At 71.7% G+C, this 24,812-nt stretch carries 24 protein-coding genes; 10 read left to right on the top strand and 14 right to left on the bottom strand.

Annotation, left to right across the window (positions count from 1 at the left end; all coding sequences use genetic code 11):
• The 3 genes from ACWDX9_RS38570 to pulA all read right to left on the bottom strand — a co-directional run.
• The coding region (locus tag ACWDX9_RS38570; RefSeq protein ID WP_449963251.1) for a VIT1/CCC1 transporter family protein at positions 1–181 on the bottom strand (181 nt) is incomplete at its 3' end.
• Between the two features lie 141 nt (positions 182–322).
• Positions 323–904, bottom strand: coding sequence for a hypothetical protein (locus ACWDX9_RS38565; protein ID WP_350727893.1), 582 nt, complete (start codon positions 902–904; stop codon positions 323–325).
• Positions 905–1,096: 192 nt separating this feature from the next.
• Entirely contained in the window at positions 1,097–3,625 is a 2,529-nt protein-coding gene (pulA, locus tag ACWDX9_RS38560) for a pullulanase-type alpha-1,6-glucosidase (protein WP_449963247.1), read from the bottom strand.
• A 264-nt stretch (positions 3,626–3,889) separates the two neighbouring features.
• Between pulA and ACWDX9_RS38555 the strand changes: the two genes are divergently transcribed.
• The 4 genes from ACWDX9_RS38555 (at position 3,890) to ACWDX9_RS38540 (ending at position 8,298) form a co-directional block, all read left to right on the top strand.
• Positions 3,890–5,173, top strand: coding sequence for an extracellular solute-binding protein (locus tag ACWDX9_RS38555; RefSeq protein ID WP_449963244.1), 1,284 nt, complete (start codon positions 3,890–3,892; stop codon positions 5,171–5,173).
• A 3-nt stretch (positions 5,174–5,176) separates the two neighbouring features.
• A complete protein-coding gene (locus ACWDX9_RS38550; protein ID WP_449892431.1) occupies positions 5,177–6,163 on the top strand; it encodes a carbohydrate ABC transporter permease in 987 nt (328 codons plus the stop codon).
• Positions 6,160–7,023 (top strand): sugar ABC transporter permease, encoded by an 864-nt coding sequence (locus tag ACWDX9_RS38545; protein ID WP_449963241.1) that lies wholly within the window; start codon positions 6,160–6,162, stop codon positions 7,021–7,023. The genes ACWDX9_RS38550 and ACWDX9_RS38545 overlap by 4 nt, the downstream gene beginning before the upstream one ends.
• A gap of 114 nt (positions 7,024–7,137) precedes the next feature.
• A complete protein-coding gene (locus ACWDX9_RS38540) occupies positions 7,138–8,298 on the top strand; it encodes an MFS transporter (protein WP_449963238.1) in 1,161 nt (386 codons plus the stop codon).
• Positions 8,299–8,374: 76 nt separating this feature from the next.
• Here ACWDX9_RS38540 and ACWDX9_RS38535 read toward each other — a convergent pair whose 3' ends face one another.
• The 6 genes from ACWDX9_RS38535 to ACWDX9_RS38510 all read right to left on the bottom strand — a co-directional run bounded on the left by ACWDX9_RS38535 (position 8,375) and on the right by ACWDX9_RS38510 (position 14,501).
• Positions 8,375–8,503 carry a hypothetical protein gene (locus ACWDX9_RS38535; protein ID WP_449963235.1) on the bottom strand — a complete coding sequence of 43 codons (129 nt, stop codon included), beginning with the start codon at positions 8,501–8,503 and terminating at the stop codon, positions 8,375–8,377.
• 132 nt (positions 8,504–8,635) lie between these two features.
• Positions 8,636–9,172, bottom strand: a complete 537-nt coding sequence (locus ACWDX9_RS38530; RefSeq protein WP_449963233.1) for a hypothetical protein — start codon at positions 9,170–9,172, stop codon at positions 8,636–8,638.
• A 1-nt stretch (position 9,173) separates the two neighbouring features.
• Positions 9,174–9,524, bottom strand: coding sequence for a spore germination protein GerW family protein (locus ACWDX9_RS38525; RefSeq protein ID WP_449963230.1), 351 nt, complete (start codon positions 9,522–9,524; stop codon positions 9,174–9,176).
• Between the two features lie 53 nt (positions 9,525–9,577).
• The gene (zwf, locus tag ACWDX9_RS38520) at positions 9,578–10,975 is read right to left on the bottom strand and encodes a glucose-6-phosphate dehydrogenase (protein ID WP_449963227.1); all 1,398 of its coding nucleotides are present in this window, start codon (positions 10,973–10,975) and stop codon (positions 9,578–9,580) included.
• A 1-nt stretch (position 10,976) separates the two neighbouring features.
• Positions 10,977–12,608 carry a glucose-6-phosphate isomerase gene (gene pgi, locus ACWDX9_RS38515; protein WP_449963224.1) on the bottom strand — a complete coding sequence of 544 codons (1,632 nt, stop codon included), beginning with the start codon at positions 12,606–12,608 and terminating at the stop codon, positions 10,977–10,979.
• A 186-nt stretch (positions 12,609–12,794) separates the two neighbouring features.
• A complete protein-coding gene (locus ACWDX9_RS38510) occupies positions 12,795–14,501 on the bottom strand; it encodes an IlvD/Edd family dehydratase (RefSeq protein WP_449963221.1) in 1,707 nt (568 codons plus the stop codon).
• A 61-nt stretch (positions 14,502–14,562) separates the two neighbouring features.
• Here ACWDX9_RS38510 and ACWDX9_RS38505 point away from each other — a divergent pair, with 61 nt between their 5' ends.
• The gene (locus ACWDX9_RS38505; protein ID WP_449963218.1) at positions 14,563–16,866 is read left to right on the top strand and encodes a phosphoketolase family protein; all 2,304 of its coding nucleotides are present in this window, start codon (positions 14,563–14,565) and stop codon (positions 16,864–16,866) included.
• Positions 16,842–18,026, top strand: a complete 1,185-nt coding sequence (locus ACWDX9_RS38500) for an acetate/propionate family kinase (protein WP_449963215.1) — start codon at positions 16,842–16,844, stop codon at positions 18,024–18,026. Before ACWDX9_RS38505 ends, ACWDX9_RS38500 begins: the two co-directional genes overlap by 25 nt.
• Before the next feature lie 16 nt (positions 18,027–18,042).
• Here the strand turns inward: ACWDX9_RS38500 and ACWDX9_RS38495 are convergent, their stop codons facing one another.
• The 4 genes from ACWDX9_RS38495 to ACWDX9_RS38480 all read right to left on the bottom strand — a co-directional run bounded on the left by ACWDX9_RS38495 (position 18,043) and on the right by ACWDX9_RS38480 (position 21,117).
• Entirely contained in the window at positions 18,043–19,041 is a 999-nt protein-coding gene (locus tag ACWDX9_RS38495) for a PAS domain-containing sensor histidine kinase (protein ID WP_449963212.1), read from the bottom strand.
• A gap of 80 nt (positions 19,042–19,121) precedes the next feature.
• The gene (locus tag ACWDX9_RS38490) at positions 19,122–19,550 is read right to left on the bottom strand and encodes an ATP-binding protein (RefSeq protein ID WP_364249568.1); all 429 of its coding nucleotides are present in this window, start codon (positions 19,548–19,550) and stop codon (positions 19,122–19,124) included.
• Positions 19,551–19,643: 93 nt separating this feature from the next.
• Positions 19,644–20,288 carry a response regulator transcription factor gene (locus ACWDX9_RS38485; RefSeq protein WP_449963209.1) on the bottom strand — a complete coding sequence of 215 codons (645 nt, stop codon included), beginning with the start codon at positions 20,286–20,288 and terminating at the stop codon, positions 19,644–19,646.
• 112 nt (positions 20,289–20,400) lie between these two features.
• Complete coding sequence (locus ACWDX9_RS38480) at positions 20,401–21,117, bottom strand: hypothetical protein (protein ID WP_449963206.1); 717 nt, start codon at positions 21,115–21,117, stop codon at positions 20,401–20,403.
• 448 nt (positions 21,118–21,565) lie between these two features.
• On the opposite strand from ACWDX9_RS38480, the gene ACWDX9_RS38475 reads away from it, so the two are divergent.
• The 3 genes from ACWDX9_RS38475 to ACWDX9_RS38465 all read left to right on the top strand — a co-directional run bounded on the left by ACWDX9_RS38475 (position 21,566) and on the right by ACWDX9_RS38465 (position 23,793).
• Positions 21,566–22,102 carry a hypothetical protein gene (locus ACWDX9_RS38475; RefSeq protein WP_449963203.1) on the top strand — a complete coding sequence of 179 codons (537 nt, stop codon included), beginning with the start codon at positions 21,566–21,568 and terminating at the stop codon, positions 22,100–22,102.
• Between the two features lie 97 nt (positions 22,103–22,199).
• The gene (locus ACWDX9_RS38470) at positions 22,200–22,790 is read left to right on the top strand and encodes a copper resistance CopC family protein (protein WP_449963200.1); all 591 of its coding nucleotides are present in this window, start codon (positions 22,200–22,202) and stop codon (positions 22,788–22,790) included.
• The gene (locus ACWDX9_RS38465; RefSeq protein WP_449963197.1) at positions 22,780–23,793 is read left to right on the top strand and encodes a hypothetical protein; all 1,014 of its coding nucleotides are present in this window, start codon (positions 22,780–22,782) and stop codon (positions 23,791–23,793) included. The genes ACWDX9_RS38470 and ACWDX9_RS38465 overlap by 11 nt, the downstream gene beginning before the upstream one ends.
• A 4-nt stretch (positions 23,794–23,797) precedes the next feature.
• Here the strand turns inward: ACWDX9_RS38465 and ACWDX9_RS38460 are convergent, their stop codons facing one another.
• The gene (locus tag ACWDX9_RS38460) at positions 23,798–24,382 is read right to left on the bottom strand and encodes an NADPH-dependent FMN reductase (RefSeq protein WP_350727873.1); all 585 of its coding nucleotides are present in this window, start codon (positions 24,380–24,382) and stop codon (positions 23,798–23,800) included.
• 113 nt (positions 24,383–24,495) lie between these two features.
• On the opposite strand from ACWDX9_RS38460, the gene ACWDX9_RS38455 reads away from it, so the two are divergent.
• Positions 24,496–24,812 (top strand): helix-turn-helix domain-containing protein (locus ACWDX9_RS38455; RefSeq protein WP_449963195.1); only part of this gene is annotated, 317 nt, incomplete at its 3' end.

Below are 24,812 nucleotides of genomic sequence, written 5' to 3'. Positions count from 1 at the left end.
CCCCGGCCACCACCGCGCCGCGCCCGGCGCCGGCCGCGCCCACGACTCCGGCGATCAGCGCGAGGTTGGACACCAGCCCGTCCATCGCCCCGAAGACGGCGGGCCGCAACCACCCACCGGTGACGTCACGGTGGCTGTGGTGCTTCTCCGGCGAATAAGGATGAGTCAGCTCAATAGTCACGAAAGTGCCTCCATTCCCAATATTTCATCTGGAAATGTAGGCACAGGTCACCAAGATCCGCAACGAAGGAGAGGCTTCCCTGAACTGCGAAGTAGCCCGATCACGGGCGGCGCCCGGCACCCGGGCGCCGTCGTGAACCGGTCAGGCGTGGGCCGGGGCCGGGGTGGTGCGCTCCGGGGTGCGGATGAGGGTCACGCAGTCGTCGATCGCCTCTTCCAGCAGGCGGCGCAGCAGCGCGTCCGGGTCGGCGATGCAGGCCTGGACGATGCCCACCACCGACAGCTGCACCGCGTTCGGCGCCGCGTACCGGCGGAAGCCCTTCTCCGTGATCCGGGCCGCGCGGCTGAAGCGCCGGGCCTGCTCGGCCGCGTGCGGCACCTCCTCCATCGCCCGGCGGCTCCGCTCGCTGAGCTGTCCAGACGGGGCCCCTTCGAGCCTGGCGAGCATCTCCTCGGCCGCCAGCACCGACACCGCCAGCGCGAGCTGGCGCTCGGCCGCCGCCACCGGCAGGGCCGTCGTGGCGCAGCGCAGCGCGATGCGGGCGTCCAGCCTCAGGTCGTCGCTGGTCAGGCCGATGATGGTCGGGACGAGGTGGACGAGCTGGGCGCGGCTTTCGTCGCTGGTGTTGTCGTTGACCAGGCGGGCGAGTGCGGCCAGCAACGGGTGGGTGCAGGCCGGGTGGTCGCTCCACCGCTCTCCGGCCAGGTAGGAGGCCAGTTCCATGAAGCAGGCACCGCGTTTCGGATTGCGATGTCTGCCGCGGGACAGGACCGGCATGTGATCAAGGTGATTGTCCACGGGTGCTCCACTGCTCCACGCGATCGCCGTCCATCCAGTTTGCGCTGTCGCGATCGCCAACGCCAGTGATGTATGTTCTTCGTCCTGAATGTTCCCCCTACCCGAGCCGTCCCACCTCTATCCCGGGTGGGTTTTGGCGACGAACACCGCCACCGTGCGAGCCGGGACCGTGAGCGTGCCGGTGTCCGGGTCGAACGCGGACTCCCGGACGACCGGATCGGCGGAGGCGGCCTGCACCGGGTGCAGCGCCACAGCCCGCCCCGCCAGCCGCTCCATCGGCTGGACGTGCGTGGCCGGGGTGGCGTTGAAGACCACGGTGACCGACGACCAGCGCGGGTCCAGCCCGGACGTGTCCACGTGCATCGCGATCACCCCGTCCGCCGCGTCGGCGAACGTCAGCCGCTCGCGCACCTCGGATCCCAGCGCGAACGCCGGCGACGAGGCCCGGATCCGCAGCAGCTCCCCGAACCCGGCCCGGCACTCGCCGATCGCCGCGCACCCGGGGAGCAGGGCCGGGTCCGCCAGCAACGGCCCGGCGTAGGGCCATCTGGACTCGTTGTCGGCCCTGGGCGGCAGCCCGCCGCCGAACCCGTTGCCCAGCGAGCAGTCCCACAGCAGCCGGTTGAACCAGTCGCCGGAGTCGAAGGAGTTGCGGTCGAGGGACTTCGAGCGCAGCCGCTCGCTGCCCGCGTGCACGAACGCCGTCCCCTGCGCCAGCAGCACGGTGGCCAGCGACAGCACCTGCATGCGCACCCGGTCGGCCATCGGCGTCGGCTGCGGCAGTTTGTACGCCAGCGCGTCGAACAGCGTCTCGTTGTCGTGCGCGTCCACGTACGACACCGTCTCGCCCGGCTCGGCCGCGTACCCGGCGGGTGCGCCGTTGTAGTCGATCTCCGAGCCCTTCTTCCCGGAGGGCAGCACGTAGTCGCGCAGGTTCCCGGCCAGCCCGAGCTTGATCAGGTCGGTGTAGCCGGCCAGCCGGGCCCGCTGCTGCTCGGCCGTGCCGTTGACCGGGGCGCCGTTCGGCGCGCCCGCCAGGCCCGAGCCGAACCCCTGCACGCGCGGGTCGGCCTCGAACGGGGTGCCGCCGCGCACCGCGTCCCGCAGCCGGTCGGTGAACGTGCCGATGCCGGTCCCGGCCAGGTTGGCCTGCGTGGCCTGCTCGAACCTGGCCCCGTCGGCCACCTCGCCGAAGTTCCAGCCCTCGCCGTAAAGGATGATCGACCTGCCGTCCACGCCGTCCCTTTCCACGGTCAGCTCGTCGAGGGCGCGGCGGACGGCGAGGAGGTTGGCCTTCGGGTGGTGGCCCATGAGGTCGAAGCGGAAGCCGTCGATCTTGTACTGGCGGGCCCAGGTGACGACCGAGTCGACCACCAGCCGGCCCATCATCGTGTGCTCCGGCGCGGTGTTGGGGCAGCACGTGGAGTCGGCGACCGCGCCGTCCGCCAGCAGGCGGTGGTAGTAGCCGGGCACGATCGGGTCGAGCACGCCGGTGGAGTGGGTGTGGTTGTAGACCACGTCCATCACCACGCGCAGCCCGGCCCCGTTGAGCGCGGCGACCATGGCGCGGAACTCCTTGATCCGCTCGTCGGGGTCCGTCGCGTACGAGCCTTCGGGCACGGTGTAGTGCAGCGGGTCGTACCCCCAGTTGAAGGAGTCGGTCGCGGCCGTGCGCGCCACGCACTCCTGCTGCCGCCGCGAGTCGGGCGGCAGCGCGGCGAAGTCACAGTCTGGGTCGCAGTCGGGCTCGGTCCTGTCGGCCCTGCGCTCGGGCACCGTGGCGAAGTCGAACACCGGCAGCAGATGCACGTGCGTCAGCCCGTCCTCCGCCAGCGCCCGCAGCTCCCGCATCCCGGCGGAGTCGAGGCCGAAGGCCGCGTACGTGCCGCGCAGCCCGGCCGGGACGGTGGCGTCGGAGGCCGAGAAGTCGCGCACGTGCAGCTCGTAGATCGTCGCCCGGTGCTGGGGGACGGCCGGGGGCTTGGCGAGCCGGTCCCAGCCGGGCGGCTTGAGCGCGGGGCCGTCGAGGTCGACGAGCCTGCTGCGCCCGCCGTCCGGGGTCACGGCCAGGCCGTACGGGTCCGTGACCTCGTTCGTCCCCGAGTGGTGCGTGACCAGGAACGTGTACTCGCGGCCCCACCAGGCCGGCAGCCCGCGGATCGACCAGACGCCGGTCTCGTCGTCGCGCCGCATCGGGTGCACGCTCCGGCCCCGCCCGTGAGTGGGGCCGTACAGGGCCAGCTCGACCTTGCGGACGGTCGGCGCCCACAGCGACAGCCTCGGGACCGCCAGTCCCCTGGGGCCGAGCGTCGCGGTGGCGGCCCCCGCGTAGAGGTCGTCGAGCACGCCGGGGAGCTGCACGCCCGTCGCCGCCACGAGCTCGCCCGAGCCGTCCCGCGCCACGGCCAGGACCCGCTCGCGCAGCGCCTCGCGGACGAGGCCGGCGTCGCGCGGGTCCACCTTCAGCGCGGTGTACGACGCCAGGTGCGGCCAAGCGGTTCGCTGCTCGTCGCTCAGCGTCCCGGGCGACAGCCGGATGACCCGCTCGGCGCCGCACGCCAGAGTGTGCTCGAACGACGGGTCGACCTGCCACGCCACCGTGTCGCGGTCGATCCAGTGGGCCCTCGCCTCGCCCTCGCGGATCACGACGCTTTGCAACCCTTTCTGGAAATTGCTGAAACAGCTGGGACCGCTCCCTGACCGGAGGGCCGGCGGACGCGCGGCGGGCAGGGCTCCACCATAGGAGATCACCTGCGAAAACGTCGGGGAACACGCGGTCCGGCGGCCGATCCGCCGGATCCGTGGATCAAGGTAACAACTTGCAAAACCCTTACGTACCCATCTTTCAAGGAGCGTCACCTCGGCGTAACGTCCGGCGTGTTCCCCCCTCGGAAAGATGAGGAGAAGGACATGCGACGACTCTTACCCGCCGCAGCGATCGTTGCGGCACTCGCCTTGGCGGTCTCCGCCTGCGGCGGTGGGACCGCGGCACCCCCGACCGCGACCGTCTCCGATCCGTCGAAGGTCAGCGGCGAGATCACGTGGTGGGACACGACGCGGCCGGACAGCGAGGGGCCGACGTTCCAGGCGTTGATCAAGGCGTTCGAGGCGAAATATCCGCAGGTCAAGGTCAAGTACGTGAACGTGCCCTCCGACCAGGCGCAGGGGCAGTTCCAGACCGCCGCGCAGGCGGGGGCGGGGGCGCCGGACGTGATCCGCTCGGAGGTGGCCTGGACCTCGCAGTTCGCGTCGCTGGGCTACCTGCAGCCGCTGGACGGCACGCGGGCGGTGGACAACGAGGCCGACTTCCTGCCGGGGCCGCTGAGCAGCACCAAGTACAACGGCAAGACCTACGCCGTGCCGCAGGTCACCGACACCCTCGCGCTGCTCTACAACAAGCGGCTGCTGAAGGAGGCGGGGTACGAGGAGGCGCCGAAGACGATCGCCGAGCTGAAGCAGACCGCGCTCGACGTCAAGGCCAAGACCGGCGCCGAGGGGCTGGCGCTCAACGTCGACTCCTACTTCCTGCTGCCGTTCATCTACGGCGAGGGCGGCGACCTCCTCGACGTGGCCAACAAGAAGATCGTGGTGAACTCGCCGGCGAACGTGCGGGCGATCCAGACCGTGGCCGACCTGATCAGCTCGGGCGCCGCCCCCAAGCCCGCCACCACGGAGAGCTACGCCAACGCGATGACCGCCCTCAAGGAGGGCAAGGCGGCGATGATCTACAACGGGCCGTGGTCGTTGTCGGAGATCTACCAGGGCAAGGAGTTCAAGGACAAGACGAACCTGGGCATCGCGCCGGTCCCGGCCGGCTCGGTCAAGGCCGGGGCGCCGACGGGCGGGTGGAACCTGGCGATCTACGCGGGCTCGAAGAACATCCCGGCCGCCTACGAGTTCGTCCGCTTCATGACCACGGCGGAGGCCCAGGCGAAGATCGCCAAGGAGATCAGCCTGCTGCCGACGCGTACCTCCGCCTATGCCAACCCTGACGTCCAGGGCAACTCCGACGTCGTGGTCTTCAAGCCGATCATGGACACCGCCGTGCCGCGGCCCTGGATCCCCGAGGGCGGGCAGCTGTTCCAGCCGCTGCTGGAGGGCTACCAGGCGCTCGTCGGCGGCAAGTCCGCGCCCGCGGACCTGCTCAAGAAGGTCGACGAGCAGTACCGCGGGATCATGAAGGACTGGAGCTGACCGGTGGCGGTCTCGACCGGACGGGTGGCGGCCGCGGGCGAGGGGGCTCGCGGCCGTCACGACAGGCCAGGGCGGTTACGGCGCGCGCTGTCGGCCCACTGGTACGCGTGGGCGATGATCGCGCCGGTGGTGGTCGTGATGGCGGTGCTGATCGGCTGGCCGCTGGCGCGCGGGGTGTACCTGTCGCTGACGGACGCGACCGAGGCGAACATCGGCCGGACCATCGGGGTGAACGTCATCCCGGCCACCTATGAGTTCGTCGGCCTGGACAACTACCTGCGGATCCTGACCTCCGGCCTGTTCTGGGACAAGCTCGCCTGGACCGTCGTGTGGACGGTGGTCTGCGTGGGCCTGCACTACGGCATCGGCCTCGGCCTGGCCGTGATGCTCAACCGCCGGCTGCGCTTCCGCTCCGTCTACCGCGTGCTGCTGATCCTGCCCTGGGCGGTGCCCGCCTTCGTGGCCGCCTTCGTCTGGCGCTACCTGTACAACAGCGACTACGGCGTGATCAACGGCCTGCTGAAGGCGGCCGGGCTGCCCGCGGTGGGCTGGCTGGACGACCCGACCACGGCCAAGATCGCGGTGATCGCGGTGAACGTGTGGATCGGGGTGCCGTTCATGATGGTCGCCATGCTCGGCGGCCTGCAGTCGATCCCGGCCGAACTGTACGAGGCGGCCGAGGTGGACGGGGCGAACGCGTGGCAGCGGTTCCGGGCGATCACGCTCCCGGGGCTGCGCCAGGTGTCGTCCACGGTGATCCTGCTCGGCACGATCTGGACGTTCAACATGTTCCCGATCATCTTCCTCGTGACGCGGGGCGGCCCCGGCAGCGAGACCGAGATCCTGGTCACCTACGCCTTCCGCGAGGCCTTCACCGGCGTGCGCGACTACGCCGGCTCGGCCGCCTGGGGTGTGATCATCCTCCTCATGCTGGTGGTGCTGGCGGTCGGCTACCGCCGCACGTTGCGTAGTCAAGGAGATCCCTGGTGAGCACGACGACGCGCGGGCACGGTCGAGGGCGCGGCGAGCGCGGCCCGCTGGCCTCGATCGGCCTGCACGCGGGCCTGCTGCTCGCCGTGGCCGTCTCGCTGTTCCCGGTCGTGTGGCTGGTGCTGACCTCGCTCAAGCCGCGCGACAGCTGGCTGTCGGCGGAGCTGCGGCTCTTCGACCACTCCTCGCTCGACAACTACGTCCGCGTGCTGACCGCGACCGAGTTCCCGCGGTGGCTGCTCAACAGCGTGCTCACCGCCGGTCTGACCATGCTGGCCGGGGTGTTCCTGGCGGCGACCACCGGGTATGCCGTCAGCCGGTTCCGCTTCCCCGGGCACCGTTCCGTCATGTGGCTGCTGCTGATCACCCAGATGTTCCCGGTCGCCATCCTCATCGTGCCGCTCTACAACCTGATGGCCGGGCTCGGGCTGCTCAACCAGATCCCCGGGCTGGTGATCGCGTACATGACGATCTCGGTGCCGTTCTGCGCCTGGATGATGAAGAGCTACTTCGACACCGTGCCGGTGGAGATCGACCAGGCGGCGATGGTGGACGGGCTGACCCCGTTCGGCACGTTCTGGCGGGTGGTGCTGCCGCTCGCGCGGCCGGGGATCGCGGTGACCGCTTTCTACTGCTTCATGACCGCGTGGGGCGAGGTCGGCTACGCCACCGTGTTCATGTCCCAGGAGGACAAGCGCACCCTGGGGGTCGGGTTGCAGCAGTTCGTCGGCCAGCACTGGTCCGACTGGGGACTGATGACCGCCTCGGCCGTGCTCATCGCCATCCCGGCCGGCGCCGTCTTCCTCCTCGTCCAGCGCCATCTCATCACCGGCCTCACGGCCGGCGCGACGAAGTCCTGAGGGTGGCCTGATTCTTTCGCATAGTGGCTCACCGGCCACTGGCGAAGGTCAGGCAGCGCTGGCAATAATTGCAGACGCCGCATAAAGGCGGACGCACTGCAATGGAGGATTGACATGCCTGTCGGGCTTCTCGCCCTGGCACTCGGGGGCTTCGGCATCGGGCTCACCGAGTTCGGGATCATCGGTCTGCTGCCCGAGGTCGCGGCGGACTTCGGCGTCAGCGAGCCGGTCGCCGGATATCTGGTCTCGGGCTACGCGCTGAGCGTGGCGGTCGGCGCCATCGGGCTCACCGCGGCCATCGCCCGGTTCGACCGCAAGAAGGTGCTGCTGGCGCTGATGCTGCTGTTCGTCGCGGGCAACCTGATCTCCGCGATCGCGCCGGTCTACCCGGTGTTGATGGCGGGCCGGGTCGTGGCGGCGCTGTGCCACGGCGCGTTCTTCGGCGTCGGCTCGGTGGTCGCCGCCGACATGGTCGCGCCGAACCGGCGGGCCGGCGCCATCGCGCTGATGTTCGGCGGGCTGACCGCGGCCAACGTGCTCGGGGTCCCGCTGGGCACGCTGCTCGGCCAGCAGCTCGGCTGGCGCTCGACGTTCTGGGCGATCACGGTCATCGGCGTGGTCGCGCTGGCCGGGATCCGGCTGCTGGTGCCGCCGACGCCGGCGCCGGCCGGGACGAGCCTGCGCGCCGAGCTGGGCGCGTTCCGCCGGCCGCAGGTCTGGGTCTCCGCCGCGGTCACCGTGCTCGCCTTCGGCGGCATGTTCGGCGCGTTCACCTACATCGCGTTCACGCTCACCGAGGTCAGCGGGTTCGCCGGCGCCACGGTGCCGTGGCTGCTGGTGCTGTTCGGGGCCGGCACGTTCGCGGGCAACTTCCTCGGCGGCAAGTTCGCCGACCGAGCGCTGAACACGTCGCTGGCCGCGATCCTGGCGCTGCTCACCGCGGTGCTCGCGGTGTTCGCGCTGACCGCGCAGAGCAAGGTCATGACGATCGTCTCGCTGCTGCTGATGGGCGCGGTCGGGCTGGCCACCGCGCCCGGGCTGCAACTGCGGATCATGCGGTACGCCCAGGACGCGCCCACGATGGCCTCCGGCGCCAACATCGCGGCCTTCAACGTCGGCAACGCGCTGGGCGCCTGGCTGAGCGGGCTGGCCCTGGGGTCCGGCTTCGGGTTCGTCTCACCGCTCTGGGTCGGCGCCGCGATCACCCTCGCCGGCCTCGCCGTCCTGGCCGCCGGCTCGGCCCTCCCGGACCACCGGACGCCAAGCACCGCCTGATCGCCAAACGCCACACGCCACCGCACCGGCCGGGACACGCAGCCCGTCGCCGGTGCCGGCGGTGGCCGAAGGGCCGCTACGGGCGGGTGGCGGCGGCCGGCTTGAGGCCGAGGGCGGCAACCGGCTTGAGGCCGAGGGCGGCGCCGGTCAGGCCGGCCACCACCCGGACGAACACGCCCACGGCGATGCCCGTGGCGGCCGCCATGCCGTGCAGGCGCCCGGAGACGTCGGAGCGGCGGAGCGGCGCACGGGCGGACGACGACCGCGAAGCCGGGACCGGGCGACCTCGCCCCGAGCAGCACGACTCCCCCGAAGGCCACGAACTACGTCACTGCGGTCATGGCGCCCGCCTAACGAGGACCCGCCCCTCGGGGATCAGGGCCGACCGCTCCCACGTCCAGGTCGGCACGGTGATCATCTCGGCGGGGCCGCCGAGGGCGACGGGCGTGTCCAGGAGGACGGAGTGCGGGGTGAGCCGCAGGCCGCCCTCGGGGATGACGACGCTCTCCAGGGGCGTGCGCAGGCTCGGGCCGTCCGGCTCGTCCAGGTCGCTGGGCACCCAGGTGTCCTCACCGGCGAAGGCCGTGAACGCCAGCGCGCCGCCGGGGGCCGCGCCGGAGTGGCGCAGCGTCCCGGCGGGCAGCCAGCCGTGCTGCCCGGCCGCGTACGTGATGCCGGAGACGGACAGCTCACCCTCCAGCAGCACGAACTCCTCCCCCGCCAGATAGTGGCCGCGCTGGGGCCGGGCCCAGCCGGGCGGGAAGCGCACGAGCGAGGACATGCCGTCCAGCCGGGCCTGGCGCACCGGCAGGTTGGAGCCCGGGACCAGGAAGTCCCGGGCGGGCAGCTCGGCGTCGAGCAGGTCGATCAGCACGTCAGCGCCCGCGCCGCCGCTTCTTGAGGATGGAGCGGACGGTGAGCGCCGCCACGATCAGCACGATCTGGCCGCCGAGCACGATGCGGTTGACGTCGACGGCGGGCCGCCAGCTGACCTCGCCGTCCTTCAGCACGTAGACGCCCGCGGGCGTGGCGCTGAAGCCGAAGCCGCCGCCGCTGCCCCCGCCCTCGCCGCTCTCCCCCTTGCCCCGGCCGTCCCCGCCGCCGCCCCCTTGGACGACCCGGGCGACCGGGATGACGATGACGTCGCCCTGCTGGACGGGCTCACCGAAGACGCGCTTGACGGTCGCGGCGTCCTTCGCCTGCTCGACCACCTTCATGATGTCCATCCCACCATGGTCAACCACAGCTCGCTCCTCTCGCCACCGGCGTCGCTCCAGCGTCAGTCGAACGTCGTGGAGATCTCGTGCCAGCCGCCCGGCGCGATCTTCGCGGCCGCCTCGGGCCCCCAGGAGCCCCGCTCGTACGGCAGCGGCCGCTCCGGCAGGTCGAGCACCCGCCGGACGATCCGCCACGACTCCTCCACCAGGTCGAACCTGGCGAACCGCCGCGGGTCGCCGCTGACGGCGTCGGCCAGGACGCGCTCGTAGGCGGCCTCCATCGGCCCGAGCACCTTGGTGAAGTCGACGCTGACCGGCACCGGCCTGGTGTGCTGCTTGCCCGGCTCCTTGGCCAGCAGGTCGAAGGTGACCCCCGCGTCCGGCTGCAGCCGGAACCTGATGAGGTTGGGGGCGGGGGGCGCGTCGCCGCCGTGGAACATCGTCACCGGCGGCTTGCGCAGCTCGGCGACGATCTCCAGGTCGGTGGTCGGCAGCCCCTTGCCGGAGCGGATGCACCACGGCACGCCGGCCCAGCGCCAGTTGTCGATGTAGGCGCGCAGGGCGACGAACGTCTCGGTGGTGGAATCGGGCCGCACGCCGTGGGTGTCGAGGTATCCGGAGTATTGGCCGCGTACGACGTCGGCGGGGTCGATGGCCTGCACGGCGCGCAGCACCCGCCACTTCTCGTCGAGCTGGGCGCGGGCGTCGGTGGACGGCGGCGGGTCCATGGCGAGGATGGCCAGCAGCTGGAGCAGGTGATTCTGCACCACGTCGCGGATCGTGCCGTTGGCGTCGTAGAAGGCGCCGCGGTCGCGCACGTCGAAGTCCTCGGCCATGGTGATCTGGACGCTGCGGATGTGGCTGCGGTTCCAGATGGGCTCCAGCAGCGTGTTGGCGAACCGGAACACCATGAGGTCCTCGACCGGCTCCTTGGCCAGGAAGTGGTCGACCCGCCGCACGTGGTCCTCGTCGAAGTGCTTGAGCAGCTCCTCGTTGAGCTCGCGGGCCGAGGCGAGGTCGTGGCCGAACGGCTTCTCCACGACGAGCCTGGCGTCGTGGTTGAGCCCGGCCCCGGCCAGGCCCTCGGCGACCGTGGCGAACAGCGACGGCGGCACCGCGAGGTAGTGGACGAGGAAGCCCTTGCCCGCCGCCTCCTCGCGGAGCCTGGCGAACGTCTCGGGGTCGCGGTAGTCGCCCGCGACCAGCCGCAGGTTGCCGGCGAGCTTGTCGAAGGCCGCGTCGCGCACGCCGCCGACGGCCTGGCGGACGTGCTCGCGCAGCCCGTCGAGGCCGAGGTCGGTCTTGGCCACGCAGATGACGGGCACGTCGAGGCGGCTGTCGGCGGTCAGGCGGTAGAGGGCGGGCAGGATCATCTTGCGCGCGAGGTCGCCGGTGACGCCGAACAGCACCAGCGCCCCCGCCCGCTCCGCGCCCCTCCTGTGCTCGGTCGCGTGGCGCATGTCAGACACGCCTTCCGCGCAGCTCGCGGTATTTCCGGACGAGCTGTTCGGTGGAGGCGTCGGGGAGCCCGGTGGGCGGGTCCTCGGAGGTGAGCGCGGGCGCCAGGTCGAGCGCCATCTTCTTGCCCAGCTCGACGCCCCACTGGTCGAAGGAGTCGATCCCCCAGATCGTGCCCTCGACGAACACGATGTGCTCGTAGAGCGCGACGAGCTGGCCCAGCGTCGAGGGGGTCAGCTTGGGCGCGAGGATCGTGGAGGTGGGCCGGTTGCCGGGCATCACCTTGTGCGGCACGATCTCGGGCGGCGTGCCCTCGGCGGCGATCTCCTCGGCCGTCTTGCCGAACGCCAGCGCCGAGGTCTGGGCCAGGAGGTTGGCGATGAGCTGGTCGTGCATACCCTCGCGGTCCTCGAACGGCTCGGCGAAGCCGATGAAGTCGGCGGGCACGAGCCGGGTGCCCTGGTGGAGGAGCTGGTAGAAGGCGTGCTGCCCGTTGGTGCCCGGCTCGCCCCAGAAGATCTCGCCGGTGGCGACCGGGACGGGCGTGCCGTCGGCGCGTACGGACTTGCCGTTGGACTCCATCGTGAGCTGCTGCAGGTAGGCGGGGAAGCGGTGCAGCCGCTGGCTGTAGGGCAGCACGGCGCGGGTCTCGGCGCCGAAGAAGTCGTTGTACCAGATCCCGAGCAGGCCCATCAGCACCGGCATGTTGGCCTCGAACGGGGCGCTGCGGAAGTGCTCGTCGATGATGTGGAAGCCGGCCAGCATCTCGCGGAACCGCTCGGGGCCGATCGTGATCATCAGGGACAGGCCGATGGCGCCGTCGTAGGAGTAGCGGCCGCCGACCCAGTCCCAGAAGCCGAACATGTTGTCGGTGTCGATGCCGAACTCGGCGACCTTGGCGGCGTTGGTGGAGACGGCCACGAAGTGCTTGGACACCGCGTCCTCGCCCAGCGCCTCGACCAGCCAGCGGCGGGCGACGCGGGCGTTGGTGAGCGTCTCGAGCGTGGTGAACGTCTTGGAGCTGACCACGAACAGCGTGGTCGCGGGGTCGAGGCCGGCGAGGTTGCCGATGATGTCGGCCGGGTCGATGTTGGAGACGAACCTGGCCGCCACGCCCGCGTCGGCGTAGTCGCGCAGCGCCTCGTAGGCCATGGCGGGGCCGAGGTCGGAGCCGCCGATGCCGATGTTGACCACGGTCTCGATGGGCTTGCCGGTGGCGCCCTTCCACTCCTTGGACCTGACCCGGTCGGCGAAGGCGCTCATCTTCCCGAGCACGGCGTGCACGTCGGCGACCACGTCCTGCCCGTCCACGACCAGCTCGGCGGCGCGCGGCAGGCGGAGGGCGACGTGCAGGACGGCGCGGTCCTCGCTGACGTTGATGTGCTCGCCGCCGAACATCGCGGTGATCCGCTCGCGCAGCCCCGCCCGCTCGGCCAGGGCCACCAGCAGGTCGATCGTCTCGCCGGTGGCGCGCTGCTTGGCGTAGTCGAGGAAGAGGTCGCCGGCGGTCACGGTCATGCGCCCGGCGCGGCCCGGGTCCTCCGCGAACAGCTCCCGCAGCCGCCTGCCCGCCAGCTCCTCATGGTGCTTGCCGAGAGCCGCCCACTCCTGGCTCTGGGTGATGTCGCCGTTCACGCTTCCTCCTCGTGTCGCCAAACCGGATCACCATTGTCCCTGCCGACGGGAAACCTGCTCGGCTCACCGCCGCACCTTTGTCGTGCTCCGTTAAGACCGTGGCGTCAGCCAGCTTCGCAGATCTCCCACTGGAACCGCTTACCCACGCGGCCCCATTCCGCGCACGGCGGAGCGGAGTTTTTGGGCTCAGTGGGATTCGCGGCCCACGTGGTCGCCGCTGGAGCCGATGAGGAAGTCGAGGTCGGCGCCGCGGTCGGCCTGGGTGACGTGCTCGACGTAGAGGCGTTCCCAGCCGCGTACGGGCCGGGCGTACCCGATCTTCACGGGCTCCCTGGCGGCCAGCTCGGCGTCGGGGATGTCCACGTCGAGCCGCCGGGCGGCCACGTCGAGCACGATCGGGTCGCCGGTGCGCACCTTCGCCAGCGGGCCGCCGGCCGCCGCCTCGGGCGCGGTGTGCAGGACGACCGTGCCGTACGCGGTGCCGCTCATGCGGGCGTCGCTGATGCGCACCATGTCGCGCACGCCCTTCTCCAGCAGCTTGGCGGGCAGCGGCAGGTTGCCCACCTCGGGCATGCCGGGGTAGCCCTTGGGGCCGCAGCCGCGCAGCACGAGCACCGAGGTCTCGTCGATGTCGAGGCCGGGCGAGTCGAGGCGGGCGTACACGTCCTCGATGCTGTCGAAGACGACGGCCCGGCCGCGGTGGCGCAGCAGCTCGGGCGAGGCGGCGGCGGGCTTGATCACCGCGCCGCCGGGGGCGAGGTTGCCGCGCAGGACGGCGATGCCGGCGTCGGGCAGCAGCGGGTCGGAGCGGCGCCTGATGACGCTCTCGTCCCAGATCTCGGCCTCGGCGAGGTGCTTGACGAGCGGGCGGCCCGTGACGGTGATCGCCTCCGGGTCGAGCAGGTCCTCGACCTCCTTGAGCACGGCCGTGAGGCCGCCCGCCCGGAACAGGTCGTCCATCAGGTGGCGTCCGGCGGGCTGGAGGTCCACGAGCAGCGGCACCCCGGCGCCGGTGCGGTCGAAGTCGTCCAGGGTGAGGTCCACGCCGAGCCGGCCCGCGACGGCCAGCAGGTGGACGACGGCGTTGGTGGAGCCGCCGACGGCGGCCAGGGTCACGATGGCGTTGAGGAACGCGGCCCTGGTCATGACCTGGCTGGGGCGGCGGCCCTGAAGGACGAGGTCCACGGCCAGGCGGCCGGTCTCGTGGGAGCGTTCGAGCAGGCGGCTGTCGGGGGCGGGGGTGCCCGCGGTGCCGGGGATCGTCATGCCGAGGGCCTCGGCCATGCAGGCCATGGTGGAGGCGGTGCCCATCGTGTTGCAGTGGCCGCGGCTGCGGATCATGGACGACTCGGACCGCAGGAACGCCTCGCGCGACAGCGTGCCCGCGCGTACCTCCTCGCTGAGGCGCCACACGTCGGTGCCGCAGCCGAGCGGCGCGCCGCGGAAGTGTCCCGTCAGCATGGGGCCGCCGGGCATCACGACGGCGGGCAGGTCCACGGAGGAGGCGGCCATGAGCAGCGACGGGATGGTCTTGTCGCACCCCCCGAGCAGCACCACGCCGTCGATGGGGTTGGCGCGCAGCATCTCCTCGGTGGCCATGGCGGCCAGGTTGCGCCAGAGCATGGCGGTGGGTCGCACGTTCGTCTCGCCCGGGGAGACGACCGGCAGGTTGAGCGGCACGCCGCCGACCTCCCAGACGCCGTTGGCGACGCTCTCGGCGACCTCGTCCAGGTGGGAGTTGCAGGGGGTGAGATCGGAGGCGGTGTTGGCGATCGCGATGTGCGGCTTGCCGCCCTCGAACGCCTCGCGGGGCAGGCCACGCCGCATCCATGCCCGATGGATGTAGGAGTTGCGGTCGTTCCCCGAGTACCAGCGCGAACTCCTGAATGCCATGTTCGGCACCTTATCCGGCGTTTCGTGGATTCAGCACGTTCTGTGGAGGAAGCAGCAGAGGATGGACCATATCGACGCGTACTGGCGGGCGGCGAACTATCTGTCCGTCGGGCAGATCTACCTGCTGGACAATCCGCTGCTGAGCGAGCCGCTGCGGCCCGAGCACATCAAGCCGCGCCTGCTCGGCCACTGGGGCACCACGCCGGGGCTGACCTTCTGCTTCGCCCACCTCAACCGGGTGATCAGGGAGCGGGACCAGGACATGATCTACATCGCCGGTCCGGGGCACGGCGGCCCCGCCGCGGTGGCGCACGCGTGGCTGGAGGGCACCTACTCGGAGCGCTATCCGGACGTCTCGCAGGACGTGGAGGGCATGCGGCGGCTGTTCCGCCAGTTCTCCTTCCCCGGCGGGATCCCGAGCCACGTGGCGCCCGAGACGCCGGGGTCGATCCACGAGGGCGGGGAGCTGGGCTATTCGCTGGCGCACGCGTACGGGGCCGCCTTCGACAACCCGGACCTGGTCGTGGCCTGCGTCATCGGCGACGGCGAGGCCGAGACGGGCCCGCTCGCGGCGAGCTGGCACTCCAACAAGTTCACCGATCGCGACCGCGACGGCATCGTGCTGCCCATCCTGCACCTGAACGGCTACAAGATCGCCAACCCCACCGTGCTCGCCCGCATCCCCGAACTCGAGCTGCTCAAGCTCATGGAGGGCTACGGCTACCGCCCCCACGTGGTGGGGCCGGACCACGAGGAGATGGCGCGCGCCCTGGACACCGCCTTCGACCAGATGGCCGCGTACAAGCAGGGCACGGCCGACCGGCTGCCGATGATCGTCCTGCAGACGCCGAAGGGCTGGACGGGGCCGCGCGAGGTGGACGGCAAGCAGGTCGAGGGCACCTGGCGGGCGCACCAGGTCCCGCTGGCCAACGTCCGCGAGAACGCCGCCCACCTGGGCATGCTCGAGCAGTGGATGCGCTCGTACCGGCCGGAGGAGCTGTTCGACTCCGGCGGCGGGCCCGTGCGGGAGGTCCTGGAGACCGTGCCGCGCGGCACGCGCCGGATGAGCGCCAACCCGCACGCCAACGGCGGGGAGCTGCTGGAGCCGCTGCGGCTGCCGGACTTCCGCCGGCTCGCGGTCGAGGTCAAGGCGCCCGCCGGGCAGTCGAGCGAGCCGACGCGGGTGCTGGGCGGGTTCCTGCGTGACGTGATCATCGCCAACCCGCGGACGTTCCGGCTGATGGGGCCGGACGAGACCGCGTCGAACCGGCTGTCGGCGGTGTTCGAGGCCACCGACCGGGCGTGGAACGCCGAGGTGCTGCCGACGGACGACCACCTGGCCCCCGGCGGCCGGGTGATGGAGGTGCTGAGCGAGCACCTGTGCCAGGGCTGGCTGGAGGGCTACCTGCTGACCGGCAGGCACGGGCTGTTCAACTGCTACGAGGCGTTCATCCACATCGTGGACGCCATGTTCAACCAGCACGCGAAATGGCTGGAGTCATCGCAGAAGATCCCCTGGCGGCAGCCCGTCGCCTCGCTCAACTACCTGCTGTCCTCGCACGTGTGGCGCCAGGACCACAACGGCTTCAGTCACCAGGACCCCGGCTTCCTCGACGTGGTGATCAACAAGAAGGCGTCCGTGGTGCGGGTCTACCTGCCGCCGGACGCCAACACGCTGCTGTCGGTCGCCGACCACTGCCTGCGCTCGCGCGACTACGTCAACGTGATCGTGGCGGGCAAGCAGCCGGTGCTGGACCTGTTCACGATGGACGAGGCCGTCGCGCACAACACGCGCGGCCTGGGCATCCTGCCGTGGGCCTCCACCGACGAGGGCGCCGAGCCGGACGTGGTGCTGGCCTGCGCGGGCGACGTGCCCACCCAGGAGACGCTCGCCGCCGCCGCGATCCTGCGCGAACACCTGCCCGAGCTGAAGGTACGGGTCGTCAACGTGGTCGACCTCATGCGCCTCCAGCCGGCCACGGAGCACCCGCACGGCATGTCGGACGCCGAGTTCGACGCCCTCTTCACCGCGGACAGGCCGGTCGTGTTCGACTTCCACGGCTACCCGTCGCTGATCCACCAGCTCACCTACCGCCGCCACGGGCACGCCAACATCCACGTGCGCGGCTACAAGGAGGAGGGCACCACGACGACGCCGTTCGACATGGCCATGATGAACGACATCGACCGCTTCCACCTGGTCATGGACGTCATCGACCGGGTGCCCGGGCTCGGCACCACGGCGGCGCACCTGCGCCAGCGCATGAGCGACGAGCGGCTGCGGGCCCGCGCCCACACGCGCGAGACCGGCGAGGACACCCCCGAGATCAGGTCGTGGACGTGGCCGGGCGCATCCTCGTACTGAACACGGGCTCGTCGTCCATCAAGTACGAGCTCGTCGACGTCCGCACCCGCGAGCGCCCGGCCAGGGGGCTGGTGGAGCGCATCGGCGAGGAGCGCGGACGGCTGACGCACCACGCCGGGGACCGGCCTCCTTACGTGTCGGAGGAGCCGTTCCCCGGGCACGAGGCGGGGCTGGCCGCGGTCATGAAGGCGTTCGAGGCGGCGGGGCCGGAGCTGGACCCGGTCGCGGTCGGGCACCGCGTCGTCCACGGCGGGACCCGGTTCACCGAGGCGGTGCTCGTCGACGACGGCGTGATCCGGGCGATCGAGGAGCTGACGCCGCTCGCGCCCCTGCACAATCCGGTCAACCTCGCCGGGATCCGGGTGGCGCGCGGCGCCTTTCCGGGCGTGCCGCAGGTGGCGGTGTTCGACACCGCGTTCCAGCTGGCGCTGCCGCCCGAGGCGTACACGTACGCGGTGCCGCGCGACTGGCGCGAGCGGCTCGGCGTGCGGCGCTTCGGCTTCCACGGCACCTCCTGCGCGTACGTCTCCCGCCGCGCCGCCGCCTTCCTCGGCCGCGATCCGGCCACCCTCGATCTCATCGTGCTGCACCTGGGCAACGGCGCCAGCGCGACCGCGATCTCCGGCGGGCGCAGCGTCGACACCTCCATGGGCCTGACACCCCTGGAGGGACTGGTCATGGGCACTCGCTCGGGCGACGTCGACCCCGCGCTCGCCGGCTACCTGGCACGCGTGAACGGGATGGACGCGCGGCAGGTGGAGAGCGGGCTCGACCGCCACGGCGGCCTGCTGGCGCTGGCCGGGACGGGCGACATGCGCGAGGTGCGCGCCCGCGACGACGCCGAGGCCCGGCTGGCCCTGGCGGTCTACACGCGGCGCATCCGCAAGTACGTCGGCGCCTACTACGCGCTGCTCGGGCGGCTGGACACGATCGTGTTCACCGGCGGGGTCGGGGAGCACGACGCGGCCACCCGCGCCGAGTCCCTGGCCGGGCTCGACCGGCTCGGCGTCACCGTGGACCCCGCGCTCAACCAGGCCGAGTCGGCGCGGGAGCGGGCGGTCTCGCCGCCGGACGCGGAGGTGGCCGTGCTCGTCATCCCGACGGACGAGGAATGGGAGATCGCCCGCCAGACCCTCGCGCTGATCACGCCGGGATCATGACGGGATCACGCCGGGATCATGACGGGCGGCGCGCGACGGCCGGCACCCAGAAGTCCACCGTCGTGCCCGCGCCGGGCGCGCCGCGGATGCTCCACCAGCCGCCGGCCGTCTCGGCCCGCTCGCGCATCTCGATCAGCCCGAAGTGGCCGTCCTGGCCGTCCTGGCGGGTGATCCCGACCCCGTCGTCGCGCACGCGGACGTGGACACCCTTGTCGAGCGAGGCCAGCTCCACGGCGACGGCGGCGGCCCCGGCGTGCTTGCGGACGTTCGTGAGGGCCTCCTGGCAGATGCGGAAGACGGTGATCGCGGCCTCGGCGGGCGGCTCGCCGTCCAGGCGGTTCACCAGCTCGTACGCCACCCCCGCCATCTCCCGCTCCAGGTACAAGACGAGCCCCTCCGCCAGCCCCTCGCCGGGCAGGCGTAACCGGAAGGCCAGGTCGCGCAGGCGCCCCACGGCGGCCTCGACGGCGTCGCCGAGCGCGCGCACGTCGGCCGCGTGCTCCTCGGGCAGGCCCCCCTCCATCACCCGCAGCCGCATCCCGACGGCGACCATGGACTGGATGGTGTCGTCGTGCACGTCGGAGGCGATGCGGCGGCGCTCCCGCTCCTGGGCCTGGACCAGGTGGCCGAGCAGCAGGCCGCGCTCGTCCAGCGCCCTGGCCATGCTGCGCCGCTCGGTCAGGTCGCGCGTCACCTTGCCGAACCCGCGCAGCTCGCCGCGCCCGTCGCGCAGGGCGGTGATGACCACGCTGGCCCAGAACCTGGTGCCGTCCTTGCGGACCCGCCACCCCTCCTCCTCCCAGCGGCCGTCGGCGGCGGCCGCCTCCAGCCCCGCGAACGGCTTGCCGGCCGCGAGGTCCTCAGGCGGGTAGAAGACGGAGAAGTGGGTGCCGATGATCTCCTCGGCCGTGTAGCCCTTGATGCGCTGGGCCCCGGCGTTCCAGCTCACGATCCTGCCGCGGGGATCGAGCATGAAGATGGCGTAATCGCGGATGCTCTGGACGAGCAACTCCATATCCGCTTGTGGAGGATTATCCACGGCCATACCGCAGCTTTTCACGACGTGGCCCGATGACCCAAACCCTCCCGGCAGGTTCAGGAGTCGTAAGCGCGGGCCTGGAGCGGGGCGAGGCGGGGCGCCAGCTCGCACCACACCACCTTTCCGCCCTTCTCCCCGTCGACGGGCGTGGTCCCCCAGCCGGTGGACAGGAGCCGGACGACGTGCAGGCCCCAGCCGTTCGACGGACCGGGTTCGCGAGGCTCGGGCAGCCGCTCCCCGGCGTCGCCCACCTCGACCCGCACCTGCGCCGCGCTGCCCCGCATCCTCAGGGACGGCGGGCCGTCGCCGTGCACCAGCGCGTTGGTCACCAGCTCGGACACCACGAGGAGGACGTCCTCGTGGTAGCCCTGGTAGCCGCACTCCGCCAGGGCTCGACGGACGATCCGACGCGCCGCCGTGATGCTGTCCATCTCCTTCGGCAGGGGCGTGTCCACCTGGTACTGCCCGGCCTTCTCGCTGACCACCCCTCTACTTTCGGGTAGCCATTATCCGATCACGAGACGCATCCGCGCCAGGCCGCCTGGTACACCTGTGGGACGCGAGATGGTGCATATGCGTCAGTCGAGCAGCCCTTCCCTGCGGGCCAACGCGACCGCCTCCAGCTTGGTCCTGGCGCCCAGCTTCTCCAGCACGTGCTGCACGTGGTTGCGCGCCGTGTTGCGAGCCACGCCGAGCCGTTCGCCGATCTCGCGCGCGCCCATGCCGTCGGCCAGGAGCAGCAGCGTCTCCCGCTCGCGAGCCGTCAGCGCGGACCCCAGGAGCCCCGCGCGCCCGGTCAGCCGGTCGAGCACCCCGGGCAGCAGCCCGGGCGCGAACACCACCCCGCCGGCCGCCACCTCGCGCACCGCCGATTCCAGTTCCCCAAGCCGGGACGACTTCACCACCAGCCCGGCGCCCCCGGCCGCCACCGCGCGGGCCGCCACGGAGACGGTCGCCTCGCCGGTCAGCACCAGCACCCGCGCCTTGGGCGCCGCCGCCACCAGCCGCCCGATGGCCGCGATCCCGTCGCCGTCGGGCAGGCGCCGGTCGAGCACGACGACGTCCGGCTGGCACCTGCCGGTCTCGGCCAGCGCCCCGGCGACGCTGCCGGTCTGGGCCACCACCTCGATGTCGGGCACCCGCGCCAGCGCCAGCCCGATGGCCTCGGCGACCATGGCGTGATCCTCCACGAGAACCACCCGGATCGAAGGGGGAGTCGCCATGTCTGCCGCTGCCTCTGTCCGCGGTTTCCGCGCCCGCGCGGGGCGCACGCCGGCCCGGCGCCACGAGCAGTGTCCCACGGCCTGCGCGCCCGTGGCCAACGGCGCCGTACGCTCACGGCTTCCAGGGCAGGCGGCGGTGCTTGAAGGTCGGATACTTGGTCTCCCAGTAGCGCCAGCCCTCGACCCTGGCGGGGATGTTGGCGTATCCGCTGGAGACCCTGACGTCGCGGCACGTGCCCATCACGCGCCAGGCCGACCAGCCGATGCGGTAGCCGAAGACGCGGTACCACAGGTGGCCGTACATCCCCTTGGTGATCTCCCGGCTGTATTCGTGGCCGGTGAAGACCATGTGACGCTCTTCGAGGTGCGGAAGCCCCATCCTGCGCATCTCGTGCACCACTTCGCGGGTGGTGATCGGTTCCACGGGGGTGAGCGGTTCAGTCGTGGAGACGGCTTTCCGCCTCTCGTTCTCGGTCTCCAGGAACGCGCGGACCTCGTGTTCCCGGGTGACCGACGCCGTGACCGTGCCGCCGGGGCCGTCGACGAAGTTGGTGCGGGGCAGGAAGAAGTTCCGCGGCGAGAGCGAGTGCACCTTGAAGAACAGGTGCGGGCTGCATCTGTCGCCGTGGATGAGGGGGAAGTGACGGTGACGGTGACGGCGGCGGCGGTCGGTGGTGTCGGCGGTGCCGGTGGTGCCGGTGGTGTCAGCGGTGCCGATGTCGGCGGTGTCGGTGTCAGCGGCCTCGACGGTGCGGTCGGTGTCGTCGTCGTCCGCTCTCGCCGCCGGCACCAGGGCGGCGACCAGGACCATCGAAAGAGAGCCGCTCACTGCCCATCTCATCGCGTGACGCGCCTTGGGCCAAGCGGAATTGACTGGGGCAATTGTCCGTGAATTGGGAGTGGGCATGTACCGTACCTTTCGGGATGCGTCAGGCCAGGGTCCGGCCTGTGCCGCCCGTCGAGCGGGCCGACAAGATCGGTACGATGGTTACAGTTGCGGCGAGGTGCTCTTCAACGCCACGCCGCAGGCGAATATCCCATGCTGGGAAAGCGCCGGTGAAAAAGTGTCAATAGCGGGTCGTCCCTTTCACAAACGCACATCGCGGCGTTCCGGCGTCGCCGAGCCTGTGTCCGGAGAGCCGGATATGGGCCGGATGACCTGCTACGACGCCGATTGCAGGGCCGTCCGGGCCGGCCAAAAGGGTAATTCCCCGTGGAAATCTGAGAATTTCTCCGGACCTTCCAGGAGAATGTCGGCTGTGCCCTGCGCGTCGTCAGTGCTGCGTCTTGTGCGGGCCGTCGTGTTCGCGACGGTCTGCGGCGCGGTGTCGGCGGGCGGGCACGCGCTGGCGGGCGGCGGCCTGGTGCCGTTCGAGGTCTACCTGGCGGGGGTGCTGGCCGCGCTCGGGCTGGCATACCTGATCGACGGGCGCGAACGCGGCCCCGTGGCGGTGCTGGTGGCGACCGTCGGCACCCAGATGCTGCTGCACCAGCTCTTCGAGCGGCTCACGCCCGCCGCCGAGGCCGGTCCGGCGCACGGGCATCCCGCGCCCGGCATGGCGCTGGTCCATCTGACGATGGCGGGGCTGACGGCCTGGTGGCTGCACCGGGGCGAGCGCGCGCTGTGGCTCATGATCCGCCTGTACGGCGCGCCGCGGCTGATCGTCGCGCTGCCCGCCACCGCCGTCCCGGCCGGGGCCGTGCGGCCCTCGTGGCGGCCGGTCACCCCGTATCTGACCGCGTACGCGGGAAGGACCGTTTCCGGCGCGATCCTCAGGCGAGGCCCACCCCAGGGGCCGAGGCACTTCGGCTGACGCACAAGTTCCTTGGCGCGCCCGGCGGGGCGCGTACCCTTGCCTGTGTCCGGACGGCGCCACGCGCGCGTCCGGGAGATCGTTCTGGAGACCCATCATGGCGTTCCTGCCACGACACATCATCGGGGCGGCACTCGCGTGCGCCCTCGTCCTGATATTCCCCGCGTCGCCGGCGTTCGCGCACGACGCGCTCAAGAGCAGCTCGCCTGCCAAGGACTCCCAGGTCGGCTCGGTCGACGAGATCGAGCTCGAATACAGCGCGAGCGTGAAGTTCCCGTTCGTCGTGCTGCACGACGCGGCGGGCAAGGAGGTCCCGCTCGGCAAGCCGGTGCTCGAAGGGCCGAAGGTGCTCACCGACGTCCCGCAGCCGCTCCCCCCGGGCCCGTACGTCATCGCCTGGCGGGTGGTTTCGTCCGACGGGCATCCCATTGAGGGCGAAATCCCCTTCAGCGTGAAAGGATCACCTTCTTCATCGGCTTCGCCCTCGTCCATCGGCGGGGGGCCGACGGCGAGCACGCCGCCCCGGGCGGTCGGGTCCGCCGCGGCGGCCGGCGAGCGGCCCGCGGCCTCCGCGGGGGTTCCCGGCTGGATCTGGGGCGGGCTGGTGGTGCTTGTCGTGCTGGGCGCGTTCGTTCTGATCCGGACCGCGCGCCGCGGCCCAGATCGGGAGGAAGTGGATGCGGATTGAGGAAGCCAGACAGATCGCTCGGCAGTGGGTGCTGGAGGAAGGCGCCGCGCTGCCGGGCTTCGACGGGGCCTTCCTGACCGGGTCGGCCCTGTGGGCCGACCCGGCCGCCGAGCTGGCCGCGACCTCGGACGTGGACGTCATCGTGGTCACGGACCAGCCCGTCCGCCTGGGCAAGTTCGCCTACCGCGGGGTCCTGCTGGAGGTCTCCTCCGTCTCCGAGCTGGGCTCCACCCACGAGGTGCTGAGCGACTACCACCTGGCCGGCAGCTTCCACCTCCCCTGCGTGCTGGCCGACCCGTCCGGGCGGCTGACCGAGATCCAGCGGGTGGTCTCGCGCGACTTCGCCGAGCGGCCGTGGATCCTGGCCCGGTGCACCAACGCCATGGACCGGGTGCGCGGGTTCATCAACGGCATCGACGAGCGGGCGCCCCTGCCCGACCAGGTCAACTCGTGGCTGTTCGGCACCGGGGTGACCACCCACGTGCTGCTGGTGGCGGCGCTGCGCAACCCCACGATCCGGCGCCGCTACGTGGACGTGGGCGAGCTGCTCGCCGAGCACGGGCGGCTGGACTTCCACGAGAGCCTGCTCGAACTCCTGGGCGCCGCGCACCTGAGCGCGGCCCGGGTCGAGCGGCACCTGGCCGTGCTGGAGAAGGTGTTCGACGCCGCGGCGGCCGTCCGCGTCCCCTCCTACCCGTTCGACTCGGACATCACCCCGGCCGCGCGGCCCATCGCCATCGACGGCACCCGCGAGCTCATCGGGCGCGGCCTGCACCGGGAGGCGGTCTTCTGGCTGGTGGCCACCTACGCGCGCTGCCTGGCCAAGCGGGCCCTGGCGGGTGAGCAGGCAGGTGAGCAGGCGGGCGAGCACGGATACGAGGACGGCTTCCGCGAGCTGCTGGCCGACCTGGGGGCGGAGACCCGCCGGGACCGGCGCCGCAAGGGAGACCTGGTCCTGGCGGCGCTGCCCGGCGTGTGGCAGACGGCGATGGCCCTGTGTTAGGGCCTCAGGCCACGTAGGGGGTGGTCCGGCGGGCGTCCCGCAGCACCCCGCTCCACCAGCCGAGCTGGTCGAGCAGCGCCTTGGCGGCGACGTCGGGCCCCTCCGGGTCCAGCAGCTCGCCGTCGGGGCCGAACCGGCTCCAGTGCTGGTCGAAGCTGATCGTGTTGCGGATCGTCACGGCGTGCACCTCGGCGAAGACCGGCCGCAGGTGCTCGGCCGCCCGCACCCCGCCGCCGTACCCGCCGTAGGAGACGAGCGCGACCGGCTTGGCCATCCACGCCGTGAAGTGCCAGTCGATGGCGCTCTTGAGCGAGGCCGGGAAACTGTGGTTGTACTCCGGCGTCACCACCGCGAACGCGTCCGCCGCCGCCAGCCGCGCGGCCAGCCGCCTGAGGTCCTCCGGGCGGGACTCCACGTCGGCCAGCTCCTCGGGGGTGGCGGGCATCACCGCGGGCAGCGGCGTCTGCGCCAGGTCGATCACGTCGAGGTCGAACAGCCCGTGCGTGCGCGCCCGCTCCGTGAGCCACTCCGTGATCCTGGGGCCGAACCGCCCTTCGCGAACGCTGCCGGTGATCACTGCCAATGTCATGTTCTCCATGCGTCCCAGGCTCGTGGACACCGGGCGGGCTAGGGAGACCGCGCTGAGACTGGCCCTCACGGGGCCACGCTACGGGCCGGTCGCCGGGCCTACACTCGTGGCCCGTGGATGACAACGAACTGGGGGCGTTCCTGCGCTCCCGCAGGGAGGCCGTCAGGCCCGAGGACGTCGGGCTGCCCGGCGGCCCGCGGCGGCGCACGCCGGGGCTGCGCAGGTCCGAGCTGGCCACCCTGGCGGGGGTGAGCGTCGAATACCTGACCAGGCTGGAGCAGGGCCGCGACCGCAACCCGTCCACGCAGGTGCTCATCACGCTGGCCGACGCGCTGCGGCTGACCCACGAGGAGCGCGTCCACGTGCGTCAGCTGGCCAAGGTGGCCAGCGGCGACGTGCGGCTGTGCCCGGCCGCGGCCGAGGCCCCGGC

Source organism: Nonomuraea sp. NPDC003201, from assembly GCF_053590415.1.
Note: the sequence above shows the minus strand (reverse complement) of the source record. Positions and strands in the feature narration are given on the sequence as shown.

Excerpts from the sequence above, each read along its gene's own strand:
- ACWDX9_RS38565 (WP_350727893.1), bottom strand. The coding sequence starts at position 904 with ATGGAACTGGCCTCCTACCTGGCCGGAGAGCGGTGGAGCGACCACCCG.
- ACWDX9_RS38555 (WP_449963244.1), top strand. The coding sequence starts at position 3,890 with ATGCGACGACTCTTACCCGCCGCAGCGATCGTTGCGGCACTCGCCTTG.
- ACWDX9_RS38540 (WP_449963238.1), top strand. The coding sequence starts at position 7,138 with ATGCCTGTCGGGCTTCTCGCCCTGGCACTCGGGGGCTTCGGCATCGGG.
- ACWDX9_RS38535 (WP_449963235.1), bottom strand. The coding sequence starts at position 8,503 with ATGGCGGCCGCCACGGGCATCGCCGTGGGCGTGTTCGTCCGGGTGGTG.
- ACWDX9_RS38525 (WP_449963230.1), bottom strand. The coding sequence starts at position 9,524 with ATGGACATCATGAAGGTGGTCGAGCAGGCGAAGGACGCCGCGACCGTC.
- zwf (WP_449963227.1), bottom strand. The coding sequence starts at position 10,975 with ATGCGCCACGCGACCGAGCACAGGAGGGGCGCGGAGCGGGCGGGGGCG.
- ACWDX9_RS38510 (WP_449963221.1), bottom strand. The coding sequence starts at position 14,501 with ATGGCATTCAGGAGTTCGCGCTGGTACTCGGGGAACGACCGCAACTCC.
- ACWDX9_RS38505 (WP_449963218.1), top strand. The coding sequence starts at position 14,563 with ATGGACCATATCGACGCGTACTGGCGGGCGGCGAACTATCTGTCCGTC.
- ACWDX9_RS38495 (WP_449963212.1), bottom strand. The coding sequence starts at position 19,041 with ATGGAGTTGCTCGTCCAGAGCATCCGCGATTACGCCATCTTCATGCTC.
- ACWDX9_RS38485 (WP_449963209.1), bottom strand. The coding sequence starts at position 20,288 with ATGGCGACTCCCCCTTCGATCCGGGTGGTTCTCGTGGAGGATCACGCC.
- ACWDX9_RS38470 (WP_449963200.1), top strand. The coding sequence starts at position 22,200 with ATGGCGTTCCTGCCACGACACATCATCGGGGCGGCACTCGCGTGCGCC.
- ACWDX9_RS38465 (WP_449963197.1), top strand. The coding sequence starts at position 22,780 with ATGCGGATTGAGGAAGCCAGACAGATCGCTCGGCAGTGGGTGCTGGAG.
- ACWDX9_RS38460 (WP_350727873.1), bottom strand. The coding sequence starts at position 24,382 with ATGACATTGGCAGTGATCACCGGCAGCGTTCGCGAAGGGCGGTTCGGC.